General features: G+C 39.0%; 21 protein-coding genes and 1 pseudogene. 1 reads left to right on the top strand and 21 read right to left on the bottom strand.

Going from position 1 to position 12,981, the window contains the following annotated elements; all coding sequences use genetic code 11:
- Position 1: 1 nt before the first annotated feature.
- Positions 2-733: a head GIN domain-containing protein gene (locus tag SY85_RS06130; protein WP_148661124.1), complete on the top strand. Its 732-nt coding sequence runs from the start codon at positions 2-4 to the stop codon at positions 731-733.
- A 79-nt stretch (positions 734-812) separates the two neighbouring features.
- Here the strand turns inward: SY85_RS06130 and SY85_RS26030 are convergent.
- The 21 genes and pseudogenes from SY85_RS26030 to rplW form a co-directional block, all read right to left on the bottom strand.
- Positions 813-1,985: pseudogene (locus SY85_RS26030) on the bottom strand (hypothetical protein); the annotation flags it as partial.
- Between the two features lie 26 nt (positions 1,986-2,011).
- Positions 2,012-2,812: a type I methionyl aminopeptidase gene (gene map, locus SY85_RS06140; protein WP_066402468.1), complete on the bottom strand. Its 801-nt coding sequence runs from the start codon at positions 2,810-2,812 to the stop codon at positions 2,012-2,014.
- A 70-nt stretch (positions 2,813-2,882) separates the two neighbouring features.
- Entirely contained in the window at positions 2,883-4,226 is a 1,344-nt protein-coding gene (secY, locus tag SY85_RS06145) for a preprotein translocase subunit SecY (protein WP_066402471.1), read from the bottom strand.
- 74 nt (positions 4,227-4,300) lie between these two features.
- The gene (rplO, locus tag SY85_RS06150; protein WP_066402472.1) at positions 4,301-4,750 is read right to left on the bottom strand and encodes a 50S ribosomal protein L15; all 450 of its coding nucleotides are present in this window, start codon (positions 4,748-4,750) and stop codon (positions 4,301-4,303) included.
- A gap of 124 nt (positions 4,751-4,874) precedes the next feature.
- Positions 4,875-5,060, bottom strand: a complete 186-nt coding sequence (gene rpmD / locus SY85_RS06155; RefSeq protein ID WP_066402473.1) for a 50S ribosomal protein L30 — start codon at positions 5,058-5,060, stop codon at positions 4,875-4,877.
- Positions 5,061-5,142: 82 nt separating this feature from the next.
- Positions 5,143-5,661 (bottom strand): 30S ribosomal protein S5, encoded by a 519-nt coding sequence (rpsE, locus tag SY85_RS06160; RefSeq protein WP_066402476.1) that lies wholly within the window; start codon positions 5,659-5,661, stop codon positions 5,143-5,145.
- Positions 5,662-5,693: 32 nt separating this feature from the next.
- A complete protein-coding gene (gene rplR / locus SY85_RS06165; RefSeq protein WP_066402478.1) occupies positions 5,694-6,053 on the bottom strand; it encodes a 50S ribosomal protein L18 in 360 nt (119 codons plus the stop codon).
- A gap of 104 nt (positions 6,054-6,157) precedes the next feature.
- Positions 6,158-6,712, bottom strand: a complete 555-nt coding sequence (rplF, locus tag SY85_RS06170; RefSeq protein ID WP_066402480.1) for a 50S ribosomal protein L6 — start codon at positions 6,710-6,712, stop codon at positions 6,158-6,160.
- A gap of 80 nt (positions 6,713-6,792) precedes the next feature.
- Positions 6,793-7,191, bottom strand: coding sequence for a 30S ribosomal protein S8 (rpsH, locus tag SY85_RS06175; RefSeq protein ID WP_066402482.1), 399 nt, complete (start codon positions 7,189-7,191; stop codon positions 6,793-6,795).
- Between the two features lie 152 nt (positions 7,192-7,343).
- Positions 7,344-7,613, bottom strand: a complete 270-nt coding sequence (gene rpsN / locus SY85_RS06180; RefSeq protein ID WP_066402483.1) for a 30S ribosomal protein S14 — start codon at positions 7,611-7,613, stop codon at positions 7,344-7,346.
- A 22-nt stretch (positions 7,614-7,635) separates the two neighbouring features.
- Positions 7,636-8,202, bottom strand: a complete 567-nt coding sequence (gene rplE / locus SY85_RS06185) for a 50S ribosomal protein L5 (protein ID WP_066402484.1) — start codon at positions 8,200-8,202, stop codon at positions 7,636-7,638.
- Positions 8,202-8,534: a 50S ribosomal protein L24 gene (gene rplX, locus SY85_RS06190; RefSeq protein WP_066402485.1), complete on the bottom strand. Its 333-nt coding sequence runs from the start codon at positions 8,532-8,534 to the stop codon at positions 8,202-8,204. Before rplX ends, rplE begins: the two co-directional genes overlap by 1 nt.
- 125 nt (positions 8,535-8,659) lie before the next feature.
- Complete coding sequence (gene rplN / locus SY85_RS06195) at positions 8,660-9,028, bottom strand: 50S ribosomal protein L14 (RefSeq protein WP_066402486.1); 369 nt, start codon at positions 9,026-9,028, stop codon at positions 8,660-8,662.
- Between the two features lie 116 nt (positions 9,029-9,144).
- Entirely contained in the window at positions 9,145-9,420 is a 276-nt protein-coding gene (rpsQ, locus tag SY85_RS06200) for a 30S ribosomal protein S17 (protein ID WP_066402487.1), read from the bottom strand.
- Positions 9,421-9,489: 69 nt separating this feature from the next.
- Positions 9,490-9,699: a 50S ribosomal protein L29 gene (gene rpmC, locus SY85_RS06205; protein WP_066402490.1), complete on the bottom strand. Its 210-nt coding sequence runs from the start codon at positions 9,697-9,699 to the stop codon at positions 9,490-9,492.
- Between the two features lie 22 nt (positions 9,700-9,721).
- On the bottom strand, positions 9,722-10,144 hold the full coding sequence (gene rplP / locus SY85_RS06210) for a 50S ribosomal protein L16 (RefSeq protein WP_066402492.1): 423 nt from the start codon (positions 10,142-10,144) through the stop codon (positions 9,722-9,724).
- 76 nt (positions 10,145-10,220) lie between these two features.
- Entirely contained in the window at positions 10,221-11,006 is a 786-nt protein-coding gene (rpsC, locus tag SY85_RS06215; RefSeq protein ID WP_066402494.1) for a 30S ribosomal protein S3, read from the bottom strand.
- Between the two features lie 29 nt (positions 11,007-11,035).
- The gene (rplV, locus tag SY85_RS06220; protein WP_066402495.1) at positions 11,036-11,374 is read right to left on the bottom strand and encodes a 50S ribosomal protein L22; all 339 of its coding nucleotides are present in this window, start codon (positions 11,372-11,374) and stop codon (positions 11,036-11,038) included.
- A 78-nt stretch (positions 11,375-11,452) separates the two neighbouring features.
- The gene (gene rpsS / locus SY85_RS06225) at positions 11,453-11,722 is read right to left on the bottom strand and encodes a 30S ribosomal protein S19 (protein ID WP_066402497.1); all 270 of its coding nucleotides are present in this window, start codon (positions 11,720-11,722) and stop codon (positions 11,453-11,455) included.
- 55 nt (positions 11,723-11,777) lie between these two features.
- Positions 11,778-12,617, bottom strand: a complete 840-nt coding sequence (gene rplB / locus SY85_RS06230; RefSeq protein ID WP_066402500.1) for a 50S ribosomal protein L2 — start codon at positions 12,615-12,617, stop codon at positions 11,778-11,780.
- A 55-nt stretch (positions 12,618-12,672) separates the two neighbouring features.
- On the bottom strand, positions 12,673-12,972 hold the full coding sequence (gene rplW / locus SY85_RS06235) for a 50S ribosomal protein L23 (RefSeq protein ID WP_066402502.1): 300 nt from the start codon (positions 12,970-12,972) through the stop codon (positions 12,673-12,675).
- Positions 12,973-12,981: the final 9 nt, after the last annotated feature.

Raw genomic sequence — 12,981 nt, forward strand, 5'->3', positions numbered from 1 at the left:
TATGCGAAAGGTTTTATTCAAAATATTAATTGGCTGCTGTTTTCTTTTAACCCAATGTAAGAAGCCCGGTTGCTTTGAGAACGCAGGTACAGTAACTACAACAGATCGTATTTTACAACCGTATAATAAGATTTATCTCAACGATGATCTTAACCTTATTCTGACGCAGAGCGAGGAGTTTGCTGTGAAAGTAAATGCTGGACAAAACTTACAGCCTAATATTACCACTATTGTAAAAGACAGTACACTTATTATTGAAAATACAACCTCGTGTGATTGGCTCCGTAATCCTAATGAAACCATCAATGTATCAGTATCCATTCCCAATCTTAAACGCATTGATTATGATGGCAGCGGGTCAATAACATCAACAAATACAATACTGGCAGATACCATTATGATCTACTCTTATTTAGGAGCTGGGAATATAGATCTAAATTTGAACGCCAAGCATACAACAGTTCATTTACAAGGACAAAACGCAGATGTAACACTTCACGGAAAAAGTGATTATTGTTACACACTTATACATCCCCGCAGTAGTATTTACCTGTCAGATTTTGAAGTAAAAAATATGGATATGGTATATGTAGGTGTTAGAGACGCTTTTGTAAATGTAACAAACACACTGAACGCCTATGTTTGTCATCTTGGAAACATATATTACAAAGGAAATCCCAACACTGTTGTACCAACTTATTTTAGCTCAGGCAGATTAATCAAAGCACCTTAATGAGTTGCTAATTGACTAATAGCTTTAGCAGCAATCCAGCCACTAGCCCAGGCATGTTGAAAATTGAATCCACCTGTTATTCCATCAACATCAAGTATTTCACCAGCAAAAAACAGATGTGACAGCTTTTTACTCATCATGGTATTGGCATCAACTTCCGATAAGTGAATACCTCCAGCCGTTACAAACTCATCTTTAAACGTTGTTTTCCCTCTCACGTCTACTACAAAATCGATTAAATATTTGATCAGCAAATTCTCTACTTTGGCGGGCAAATCAGCCATACGCATGTCGTCATTTACACCCGCCTGCTCCAATAAGAATTGCCATAATCGATTCGGCAAATGGCCAATATTTTGATTGCTCACCTTTTTGCCGGAAGCACTACCTCTTAATTCTTGAAACTTAGACTTTAACGTTTGCTCATTATAGTTAGGCAGCCAATTGATGTGCACTTTAAACTCGTAGTTTTTTTCTTTTAATTCTCTAGCCCCCATGCACTTAAACGTAATACAGATGGCCCACTCAAGCCCCAGTGCGTAATGAGAATGGGGCCTTCTTCTTGAAGTTTCGTCCCCTCTATCTTTACCCTTGCGCTCTCTACACTAACGCCCATCAAACTATTCAAAGGGTGTTTCGGCAAATTAAAAGTAAATAAAGAAGGTACCGGTTCCGCATTAGTATGTCCTAAGTCTAACAGCCATTGAAACATCGCTTGTTTAGGATAACCTCCGCAGGCTATGCACGCATAATCCGCCTTTAAACTTTCACCACTTGCCAGCTTAACCTGAAATTGGTTAAGCCTTGTTTCATTAGCTGAATTAGGAGCAATTAACTCTTTTACATCTGCGTTCATTCTAATTACAACGCCATATCCTCTAGCTTCATTTAAAAGACAATCAATAATGGTTTCAGAAGAATCCGTAATGGGAAACATCCTTCCATCTGGCTCCGCCTTTATCTTTACGCCACGTTCTTCAAACCATTTTATGGTATCCGTTGTATTAAACTGATGGAATGTTTTCTTAACGAAGTTTTGCCCTCTTGGATAGCGTTTACTTAATTCAGTAATATCAAATAAATGGTGCGTTACATTACAACGCCCACCACCTGAAATACGAACTTTTGATAAAAGCTTATTGGTTTTCTCCAATAGAATAACTTCTAAGCTAGGCTGCAAACGGGCTGCATTTATCGCACAAAAAAAGCCAGCCGCCCCACCACCAATAACTACCAAACGTTTTTTACTCATAAAAAAGAAAGCCCTTTCGGGCTTTATTAATACTCGGCAAAGAGATTAGGATTTGCTTTTTCAGCAGCTTCTATGGTGCTATAATTTGAAAGGACATCAGCTTGACCCTTTTTAATACAAACATCATGTTCAAAATGCACAGAGGGCTTACCATCTGCGGTACGTACTGTCCAACCATCGCTATCGGTAAACACATCTTTTTTACCCATATTGATCATGGGCTCAATAGCCAGCACCAGACCTTCTTTTAACACTGGCCCAGTACCTCTTCGTCCATAGTTGGGTACTTGTGGGTCTTCATGAAGGTGACGCCCTAAACCATGTCCTACCAACTCACGCACTACACCATATTTATGCTTCTTTTCCGTATGCTCCTGAATGGCAAAAGATATATCGCCTAGGCGGTTACCAGCTACAGCTTTTTCAATTCCTTTATACAAGGACTCTTTGGTAATCTTTACTAATTGAATCACATCATCGGCAGGCTTACCAATCATAAACGTATAAGCATGATCTCCATGCCATCCGTTTTTAATCACACCTACGTCTACGGAAACAATATCGCCTTCTTTTAACTCTTGTTCATTGGGAAAACCATGTACCACTACATCGTTTACGGAAATACAAGAATTAAATGGGTAACCATTATAATTCAAAAAGGAAGGGATAGCCTTATTATCCCTGATAAACTCACCTATTATTTTATCAATAGCGAGTGTGGTTAAACCAGGTTTCAAGATAATAGCCACTTCAGTCAGTGCTTTACTTACCAGCAAGGCACTTTCCCGCATGAGCTCTATTTCCTGATCATTTTTATAATAAATCATATTGGCTGCAAAAATAAAAACCTGGCAAGTAGTCTCACCAGGTTTTTATGATATTCTAAAAAAATTAAGCTTAGTATGAAGCCTGAGTTACAGTTTGACGTCCTTGAATACGACCGCTCTTCATTAAGCCATCATATTGACGCATCAATAACTGAGTTTCAATTTGCTGTAAAGTGTCAAGGATTACACCTACCATGATCAGCAGTGAAGTTCCGCCAAAAAAGGTAGAGAAACCATGAGTTACACCTAAACGCTGAGCAATACCAGGCAGAATACCAACTAATGCCAATAACAAGGCACCTGGTAAGGTAATGCGATCCATTACCTGGCCGATATAATCAGCTGTAGGCTGACCAGGTTTTACACCTGGAATGAATCCATTGTTCTGCTTCAGGTTATCAGCAATTTGCTTTGGATTAAAGATCAACGCTGTATACAAGAAAGTAAAACCAATTACCACTACGGCGTAAATGACCATGTACCAAACATTGGAATGATCAGTAAATACCGAAGCAATGCCTTGGCCAGTTGCGGTACCTGTAAAGTTGAACAATGTTGGCAGGAACAATACAGCCTGAGCAAAGATGATAGGCATTACACCAGCGCTATTTACTTTGATTGGCAAGAATTGACGTGCACCACCAAATTGACGGTTACCTACAATTTGTTTAGCATAGTTTACAGGGATCTTTCTTGTACCTTGAACCAGCATGATACAACCCATAATGATTGCAAACAGGATAGCTAATTCAATGATGAAGATCAGGATCTGACCAGTACGTACTGACTTATTGGTAAATTCTTGTAAGAACGACTGAGGCAGACGAGCCAAGATACCTACCATGATGATCAGAGATGTACCATTTCCTAAACCTTTGTCAGTGATTTTTTCACCTAACCACATTACGAATAGAGTACCAGCAGTTAGAACAATCACTGTAGAAAGCCAGAAATAATCAGCATATCCTGGAATAATGGCTTGTGATTGAGAAGTTATTTGGCGTAAATATGCCACATATGCAGAAGCTTGAACCAAGGTAACTCCAACTGTTAGGTAACGAGTCCACTGGTTAATTTTCTTGCGACCGCTCTCCCCTTCTTTTTGCATTTTTTGAAACTGAGGAACTAAAACAGTCATCAGCTGCATAAAGATAGATGCAGAGATATAAGGCATGATACCCAATGCAAAAATGGAAGCCTGGGAAAAGGCACCACCAGCAAAAGTATCGATCAAGCCCAAGATACCACCACTTGCAGAGGCACCTAATTGCTGTAATCGAGTTGGATCAATACCGGGCAATACAATATGAGTACCTACTCTGTAGATGAAGATCAATAGAAGTGTAAAAAGGATTTTGCTACGCAGTTCCTCTATACTCCAGATATTCTTTAGTGTTGCAATGAATTTTTTCACGGAAAATTGAAAGGTTTACGGTCCTGAAACAAAAAAAGACGCACTTGTTGCGCGTCTGTGCAATTTAAGGAAAATTAAGCTACAATTTCAACAGAACCACCGGCTCCTTCAATAGCTTCTTTTGCTTTTCCGCTAATTGCGTTCACTTTAAAAGTAACTTTTGATTTCAATTCACCATTACCTAACACTTTCACGCGGTCAGTTTGGCTGATTAAACCATTAGTATACAAGTTTTCTAAAGTAAACTCCGTGATACCATATTTTTCAACAATTTGATCAATTTGACCTAAGTTGAATACTTTGTACTCAATGCGGTTGATGTTCTTAAAGCCACGCTTTGGAACACGACGCTGAATCGGCATCTGACCACCTTCGTGAGCCATTTTACGCTGATAACCGGTACGAGATTGTTGGCCTTTGTTACCTTTTGTTGAAGTTCCACCATGTCCGGAACCTTCACCACGACCTAAACGTTTTTCTTTGTGCACAGCGCCTTTCGCAGGGCGTAAATTGTGTAGTTTCATTGTATTTGATTTTTACTCTACGGGGAATCACCCCTCGCTTTGTTAACAAAAAGTTCGCAAAAATAAAAATGTAAAATGATATAGCCTGAGATTTCAGGCTTTCATTTTACATTTTACAAATATATTATCCATTAACTTCTACAACAGATACCATATGTTCAACTTTGCGAACCATACCTAGGATCTGTGGAGTAGCTTCAACTTCTTTAGTAGCATTCAATTTATTCAAACCTAAAGCTTTCAAAGTCTCTTTTTGACGCTCTGGTCTGTCGATTGGGCTCTTTACTAAAGTGATTTTAATTTTTTTCATAAAAAGTCTTTTGTCACTAATCAGCAATCATTGGCTTAAGTCAAAAAATATTGACCATTGACCATTGACCATTGACTAATTATTATCCGTTAAATACTTTCTTTAAACCAATTCTTCTGGTTTTAGCCACATCAATTGGCTCGCGTAATAAAGCTAAAGCTTTGAAGGTTGCTTTTACCACGTTATGAGGGTTAGCAGAACCTAAAGACTTAGCTAATACGTCGGTAACACCAGCGCTTTCTAATACTGCACGCATAGAACCACCGGCAATTACACCAGTACCGTGTGCAGCTGGCTTGATTAACACTTTAGCAGCACCTTCTTTGGCTAACTGATCGTGAGGAATGGTACCGTGCATTACTGGAACTTTGATCAAGTTTTTCTTTGCATCTTCAATTCCTTTTGTAATCGCTTCTTGTACTTCTTTTGCTTTACCTAAGCCATGTCCTACAACACCTTGTTCATTACCCACAACCACTAAGGCAGAGAATGAGAAAGCACGACCACCTTTAGTAGTTTTTACTACACGATTGATAGCAACTACCTTTTCTTTTAATTCAAGGTCGCCTGCTTTTACTCTGTTTAAATTAGCTTTTGCCATTGTAATATTTAGTAATTACGTTTTAAGATTAATTAGAATTGCAAACCACCTTCTCTTGCACCATCAGCTACAGCTTTTACACGACCATGGTAAAGATTACCACCTCTGTCAAAAACTACAGTTTCAATACCAAGGTCTTTAGCTTTGCGAGCAATAGCCTGACCTACTAATTTGCTTTTCTCTGATTTTGTACCTGTTTGAGCTTTAATGTCTTTATCTCTTGAAGATGCAGAAGCAATAGTAACTGCACTAACATCATCAATCAACTGTACATAAATATCAGCATTGCTACGGAAGACAGACAAACGAGGCTTTTGAGCAGAACCAGAAATCTTTGTTCTGATACGGTAGCGAATGTTTTGTCTTCTTGTTGTTTTTGCGCTTGTTCTCATTTTTATTCTATTTATTTCCCTGATACTGCCAGGGAAAAGAAGGATTTATTTTAAAAAAGCTGAATAGTTGATGAATTCAACATCAACTATTCAACTAGTTAACTTTATTTACCAGCAGCTTTACCAGCTTTCTTACGTACCACTTCACCCATATAACGTACACCTTTTCCTTTGTATGGCTCAGGCTTACGCAGGCTACGGATTTTAGCAGCTACCTGACCTAGTAATTGACGATCAATACCAGTCAACGTAATTTCAGGATTTTTACCCTTTTCTTGTGCTGTAGCTACAGTCAGTTCTTTTGGAACTTCAAAAATGATATTGTGAGAATAACCCAGAGCTAAGTCTAAAAGGTTACCAGTGTTAGAAGCTTTGAAACCTACACCAATTAATTCCAGTTTCTTTTCGTAACCATCAGTTACACCTTTAACAAGGTTAGCAACTAAGGCGCGAGAAAGACCATGTAAAGCACGATGACGGATTTGATCAGTAGGACGAGTGATGTTAATTTGACCATCTTTCAATTCTACTTTGATATCGCGATCAATTGGCTGCTTTAATTCACCTTTAGGTCCTTTCACGGTAACAACGTTATCGTTACCTATTGTAACTGTTACACCGCTAGGAACTGTAATGGGAGCTTTACCTATACGAGACATAATTTATATTTTTTGTTCTTCCGACCGGTCAGCCTTGTATAGGAAGGCTTAATGTATCGAAAGAAAGTTTGAAAACAGGATTAATAAATGTAGCAAAGAACCTCGCCACCTACGTTTTGAGCTTTCGCTTCTTTGTCAGTCAAAACACCTTTAGAAGTAGAAATGATAGCTACACCTAAACCGCTTTTAACACGACGGAAATCAGCAGGCTTAGAATAGTGACGCAAACCTGGACGGCTTACTCTTTCTAAGCTATGGATTGCTGGTTGCTTAGTTTGTGGATCATACTTTAAGGCGATTTTGATTACACCTTGTTTGTTATCATCTTCAAACTTGTATTTCAAAATGTAACCTTGATTGTACAGGATCTCTGTCATACGCTTTTTCAGGTTAGAAGCTGGGATCTCAACGATTCTGTGACCAGCCATTTGCGCATTACGGATTCTTGTCAAGAAATCTGCTATAGGATCTGTTACCATATTATGTGCCCTCCTACATCTCGCCAGAACGAGATAATTGGAAAAGTTTTGTAGTTAATTGTTTAGTTATTCCGGTCGGCAATTTTCATTGCTTTCGTGGGTAGTGATTGTCAAGAAAAACTCTAGCCATTCACCATTGACCATTCACGATACTACCAGCTTGCTTTTTTCAAACCAGGAATTTTTCCGTTTAAAGCCATGTCACGAAGAGCAACACGAGAAATCCCGAAGTAACGAGAATATCCTCTTGGGCGTCCAGACAGCTGACAACGGTTTTTCAAACGCACTTTAGAAGAGTTTCTAGGTAATGCATCTAATGCAGCCCAGTCTCCAGCAGCTTTTAACGCTTCTCTTTTCTCAGCGTATTGAGCTACCATTTTCTCTCTCTTACGTTGTCTGGCTTTTATTGATTCTCTAGCCATAGTTCTATATGAGTTTTAGAATTTATTTTTTAATGTTTTTGAAAGGCATACCTAACTCTTTCAGTAATTCGTATGCTTCTTCATCAGTTGTAGCTGTTGTTACAAATGAGATATCCAAACCAGTAATTTTATTTACCTTATCGATATCGATCTCCGGGAAGATAATTTGCTCAGTTACTCCCATTGTATAGTTACCGCGACCATCAAAAGACTTTTCATTGATACCTTTGAAATCACGTACACGAGGAAGAGCTACAGCGATCAAACGATCTAAAAATTCATACATCTTCTCACCACGTAAAGTTACACGTGCACCAATTGGCATGTTCTTACGCAGTTTGAAGTTAGAGATATCCTTTTTAGAGTATGTTGCAATTGCTTTCTGACCGCTGATAGTAGTCATTTCTTCGATAGCGATATCGATTAATTTTTTATCAGCTACAGCACCGTTTACGCCACGGTTAATAGCAATTTTCTCTAATCTAGGAACCTGCATGATAGATTTATAGCTAAAGCGCTTCATCAAAGCAGGAACGACTTCGTCTTTATATTTAGACTTTAGACGTGGTTTAGTTGATACAGTTGCCATTACTTAATTACCTCCCCTGATTTTTTAGATACACGAACTTTTGTTTCACCCTGCTTTTCTCTCTTCACTTTGGTAGCTTGCTTGCCATCCCACAACATAACATTGCTGATATTGATAGGAGCTTCTTTCTTTACAATACCACCTTTTGTGTTTTGTGCAGACGGTTTGGTATGCTTAGTAATGATGTTAACACCTTCCACAATCACTTTACCTTCTTCAACCAGTACTTCCTTTACCAGGCGTGGTTTTTTCAGATCTTTATCATCACCAGTGATAACAACAACCTGGTCGCCTTTCCTGATGTTATACTTTGGTTTGAATCTTGTTTTCATTTTTTTATCCTCTGGTTCCGAAGAACCGTTTTACTTTCCTGATACTGCCAGGAAACCTATTTAAGTGAACGTTAGTTATTAATTCAACTGCGTCGTGATTTCCGATACATCGGATATTCCCAGGCTTACAGAACTTCTGGAGCCAAAGAAATGATCTTCATGTAACCTTTATCACGAAGCTCTCTTGCTACAGGTCCAAAGATACGAGTACCTCTTGGCTCATCAGCAGCATTTAAGATAACTACAGCATTATCATCAAAACGGATATATGAACCATCTTTACGACGCAGCTTGTTAGTAGTACGTACAATTACAGCTTTAGCAACGGTACCTTTCTTAATACCACCGGCAGGGATTGCATCTTTTACAGTAACGACAATTTTATCACCCACTCTTGCGTAACGCTGACCGCTATTACCCAATACACGGATACAAAGTACTTCTTTGGCACCACTGTTATCCGCTACATTCAAACGGGATTCTTGCTGGATCATTTTTCTAAGCTTTGAGCTATGAGCTGCTAGCGTATGGCTGCAAGCTGATAGCAATTAAAACAATTATATTTCAATAAGTACGGCTCGTAGCACATAGCTCGTAGCTCGTCGCTTTATTATTTCACTTTCTCTACAATCTCCACTAATCTCCAACGCTTCGTCTTACTAAGAGGACGAGTTTCCATGATGCGAACGATATCACCAATGCTCGCCTCATTCTTTTCATCATGAGCATGGAACTTAGTCGTCTTTTTAACGAACTTACCATAAATTGGGTGCTTTACTTTACGCTCAACCGCTACAGTGATGGTTTTAGTCATCTTGTTGCTGGTTACTACCCCAATTCTTGTTTTTCTTAAATTTCTAATAATTTGAGTTGTTGTCTCAGCCATATTATTAAGCTTTACGCTTCAAGCTTTATGCTACAAGCTTAAGGCTTATAGCTTGCAGCATGCAGCTAGTTATGCACTTAGTTGTTTCTTCTTTAATTCTGTTTTCAAACGAGCCACTTCTCTGCGCAGGTTACGAATGCTCATTGGATTTTCCAATGGAGAAAGGGCGTGAGCAAATTCAAGCTTCTTTAAGCGCAACTCATCTTCTTTTATACGAGCTTGCAAATCTTGCTCGCTTAAACCTTGAATGCTTTTTTTGAAATCAATTGTCTTTGACATCTTCTTCTAGTTTATAGATGGTTTAGGCGCCTATTAAATCACGACGCTTCACAAATTTTGTTGCGATTGGTAGCTTTCCAGCTGCTAAGTGTAAAGCTCCTTTTGCAATTTCTTCAGTTACACCATCAATTTCGAAAATGATGCGACCTGGTTTTACAACAGCAGCCCAGTACTCTAAGTTACCCTTACCTTTACCCATACGTACCTCTGCTGGCTTGTTGGTAATTGGCTTATCAGGGAAAATACGGATCCACACGTTACCTTCACGTTTCATGTGACGGGTCAAAGCTTGACGTGCAGCCTCGATCTGACGATCGGTGATCCAATGACTATCCAAAGCTTTTAATGCAAAAGAACCAAAGGAAATAGTAGTTCCTCTTTTAGCATCGCCTTTCATGCGACCTTTCTGCATTTTCCTATGCTTCGTTCTTTTTGGCTGTAACATTTTATATCAATTTGATAATTCGAAAATGGTTTTCAATTAGCTAATTAGTTCATTAGCTAATTAGCTAATTTTTAATTTATTGGTGTTGACCTCTTCCGCCACGACCACGAGAGAAATCACGACCACCTTGTCTTCTGTCGTCTCTTCTATCGCCTCTTTCGCCGCCTCTTCTTTCACCACCCTGTGCACCGGCTTCTTTACCACCGATGAAGTTTGGATTCAGATCTCTCTTCGCTAATACTTCACCTTTAGAGATCCATACTTTGATACCGATTTTACCGTATACAGTTTGTGCAAATACGTTAGCATAATCAATATCCATACGGAATGTATGAAGAGGTACACGACCTTGCATGAACTTCTCGCTACGGGCAATCTCAGCTCCACCTAAACGACCGCTTAACTGGATTTTGATACCTTCAGCACCCATACGAAGCGCAGAAGCAATTGCCATTTTAGTAGCTCTTTTGAAGTTGATACGGTTCTCGATCTGACGAGCAATTGTATCACCAACAATGTTTGCATCTAATTCTGGACGACGGATCTCCAGGATATTGATCTGAACATCATCTTTACCAGTAAGTTTCTTCAACTCTTCTTTGATGCGGTCTACTTCACCACCACCTTTACCAATGATGATACCTGGCTTAGAAGTATGGATTGTAACAATCAATTTACCTAAAGTGCGCTCAATAACAATCTTAGCGATACCGCCTTTGTTAATACGTGCATTCAGATAAGTTCTGATTTTGTTATCCTCAATCAGCTTATTGGCAAAGTCTTTTTTGCTACCATACCAGTTAGATTCCCATCCTCTGACGATACCTAACCTGTTACCAATAGGATTTGCTTTTTGACCCATGTTTATTGGTTATTCTTTAAATGTTTTAATTAAGATTTCGCGTCAACAATTACAGTTACGTGATTGCTTCTTTTACGTACACGGTATCCACGTCCCTGAGGAGCTGGGCGCATACGCTTTAATGTTCTGGCACCGTCTACAAAAACGGTCTTTACAAACAACTGACCTACTTCACCACCTTCATTCTTCTGCTTCCAGTTGCTGATAGCGCTCAACACCAATTTACGCATAGGCACTGCTGGATGTTTTGGATTGTGCTCCAATACAGCCAAGGCCTTTTCTACTTGCATACCACGGATCAAATCAGCCAATAAGCGCATTTTACGTGGAGATGTTGGATAATTTCTCAGTTTTGCTACTGCTTCCATTTTATTATTAGTTTCCAGTTCTGAGTCTTTAGTTCTGAGTCTTTTATGAACTCAGAACTAAGAACTCTAAACTATTTATTAACCTTTTTTACTTGAGTGTCCTTTGAAGTTTCTTGTAGGAGCAAATTCACCTAATTTATGACCTACCATAAATTCTGTTACATAAACAGGAATGAATTTGTTACCATTATGCACAGCGAAGGTGTGACCTACAAAATCAGGAGTGATTGTAGAACGACGGCTCCAGGTTTTAATCACGCCTTTTTTGTTTTTGCCTTCATTAATAGCAACCACTTTCTCTTCTAAGTGAGCGGCTACATAAGGACCTTTTTTAATTGAACGAGCCATGTTATTTAATTTCTAGTTTCTAGTTTAATGTTTCTGGTTGACTTCAGTAACAGGCTTATTTAGCCAGCTTGCTACCATTCTTACGTTGGATAATCAGTTTATCGCTTCCTTTACCCTTCGTACGTGTTTTCAAGCCACGAGAGTACTTACCAGTTCTAGAACGAGGTTGACCTCCAGAAGCTCTACCTTCACCACCACCCATTGGGTGATCTACTGGGTTCATCGCAACACCACGGTTTCTTGGTTTAATACCTTTCCAACGGTTACGACCAGCTTTACCCATTGATTGCAATTGGTGATCGCCATTTGAAGCAACACCTACAGTTGCATAACAATTGATCAATACTTTTCTTAACTCACCACTTGGCATTTTCAACACAGCATATTTCTCTTCTTTGTTAGAAAGCTGTGCAGAAGAACCAGCGCTTCTTGCAATCTTACCACCTTGACCAGGCTGCATTTCAATGTTGTGAACAACAGTACCTAAAGGCATGTTTTTCAACATCAAAGAGTTACCTAATTCAGGAGCTACTGCATCACCACTAACAACAGTCATACCTACTGTTAAGCCCTGAGGAGCTAGAATATATCTTTTTTCACCATCAGCGTAGTTCAACAACGCGATGAAAGTTGTACGGTTTGGATCGTACTCGATAGAAGCTACTGTAGCAGGGATTTCTTTCTTATTACGTTTGAAATCAATGATACGGTAAGCCTTCTTATGACCGCCACCGATGTAGCGCATAGAACGACGACCAGATGAGTTACGGCCACCAGTGCCTTTTTTGCTTTCTACTAATGATTTCTCTGGAACGTTAGTAGTAACCTCTACATATGCATTACCGATTCTCCAACGAGTACCGGCCGTAATGGGTTTAAATTTTCTTAATGCCATGACTTACTTTTCTTTATCAACATTTGCGGCTGTTGAGGCCATTCGTGTTAACTAATTAAATATTAGAATACAAATCAATTGTTTCACCTTCAGCTACAGTTACCAAGGCTTTTTTATAAGCAGATTTCTGTCCTTTAGTAAAACCTTTTTTTGTATAGCGGGTTTTGTTTTTAGCTGGAACTACTACTGTATTTACATCAGTGATAGTAACACCATAAAATTCTTCTACCGCTTTTTTAATTTCAAGCTTATTCGCTTTACGAGCCACTTTGAAAGCGTAACGACGCAAGCTCTCTTGCTGGCTATTTGCTTTCTCAGTTAAAATGGGCTTTATCAATACTTCAGAAAGTTTCATCTGAATTCT

Origin of the sequence: Flavisolibacter tropicus (assembly GCF_001644645.1) — a bacterium.
In the GTDB taxonomy this organism is placed as follows: domain Bacteria; phylum Bacteroidota; class Bacteroidia; order Chitinophagales; family Chitinophagaceae; genus Flavisolibacter; species Flavisolibacter tropicus.

Coding starts and splice junctions, on each gene's coding strand:
- rplN (WP_066402486.1), bottom strand. CDS start 9,028: ATGATCCAGCAAGAATCCCGTTTGAATGTAGCGGATAACAGTGGTGCC.
- rplW (WP_066402502.1), bottom strand. CDS start 12,972: ATGAAACTTTCTGAAGTATTGATAAAGCCCATTTTAACTGAGAAAGCA.
- SY85_RS06130 (WP_148661124.1), top strand. CDS start 2: ATGCGAAAGGTTTTATTCAAAATATTAATTGGCTGCTGTTTTCTTTTA.
- rpsC (WP_066402494.1), bottom strand. CDS start 11,006: ATGGGTCAAAAAGCAAATCCTATTGGTAACAGGTTAGGTATCGTCAGA.
- rpsS (WP_066402497.1), bottom strand. CDS start 11,722: ATGGCTCGTTCAATTAAAAAAGGTCCTTATGTAGCCGCTCACTTAGAA.
- rpmC (WP_066402490.1), bottom strand. CDS start 9,699: ATGTCAAAGACAATTGATTTCAAAAAAAGCATTCAAGGTTTAAGCGAG.
- rplO (WP_066402472.1), bottom strand. CDS start 4,750: ATGAAACTACACAATTTACGCCCTGCGAAAGGCGCTGTGCACAAAGAA.
- rplE (WP_066402484.1), bottom strand. CDS start 8,202: ATGGCAACTGTATCAACTAAACCACGTCTAAAGTCTAAATATAAAGAC.
- map (WP_066402468.1), bottom strand. CDS start 2,812: ATGATTTATTATAAAAATGATCAGGAAATAGAGCTCATGCGGGAAAGT.
- rpsQ (WP_066402487.1), bottom strand. CDS start 9,420: ATGGCTGAGACAACAACTCAAATTATTAGAAATTTAAGAAAAACAAGA.
- rplP (WP_066402492.1), bottom strand. CDS start 10,144: ATGTTACAGCCAAAAAGAACGAAGCATAGGAAAATGCAGAAAGGTCGC.
- rpsH (WP_066402482.1), bottom strand. CDS start 7,191: ATGGTAACAGATCCTATAGCAGATTTCTTGACAAGAATCCGTAATGCG.
- rplX (WP_066402485.1), bottom strand. CDS start 8,534: ATGAAAACAAGATTCAAACCAAAGTATAACATCAGGAAAGGCGACCAG.
- rplB (WP_066402500.1), bottom strand. CDS start 12,617: ATGGCATTAAGAAAATTTAAACCCATTACGGCCGGTACTCGTTGGAGA.
- rpmD (WP_066402473.1), bottom strand. CDS start 5,060: ATGAAAAAAATTAAAATCACTTTAGTAAAGAGCCCAATCGACAGACCA.
- rplR (WP_066402478.1), bottom strand. CDS start 6,053: ATGAGAACAAGCGCAAAAACAACAAGAAGACAAAACATTCGCTACCGT.
- rpsN (WP_066402483.1), bottom strand. CDS start 7,613: ATGGCTAGAGAATCAATAAAAGCCAGACAACGTAAGAGAGAGAAAATG.
- rpsE (WP_066402476.1), bottom strand. CDS start 5,661: ATGGCAAAAGCTAATTTAAACAGAGTAAAAGCAGGCGACCTTGAATTA.
- rplF (WP_066402480.1), bottom strand. CDS start 6,712: ATGTCTCGTATAGGTAAAGCTCCCATTACAGTTCCTAGCGGTGTAACA.
- rplV (WP_066402495.1), bottom strand. CDS start 11,374: ATGGAAGCAGTAGCAAAACTGAGAAATTATCCAACATCTCCACGTAAA.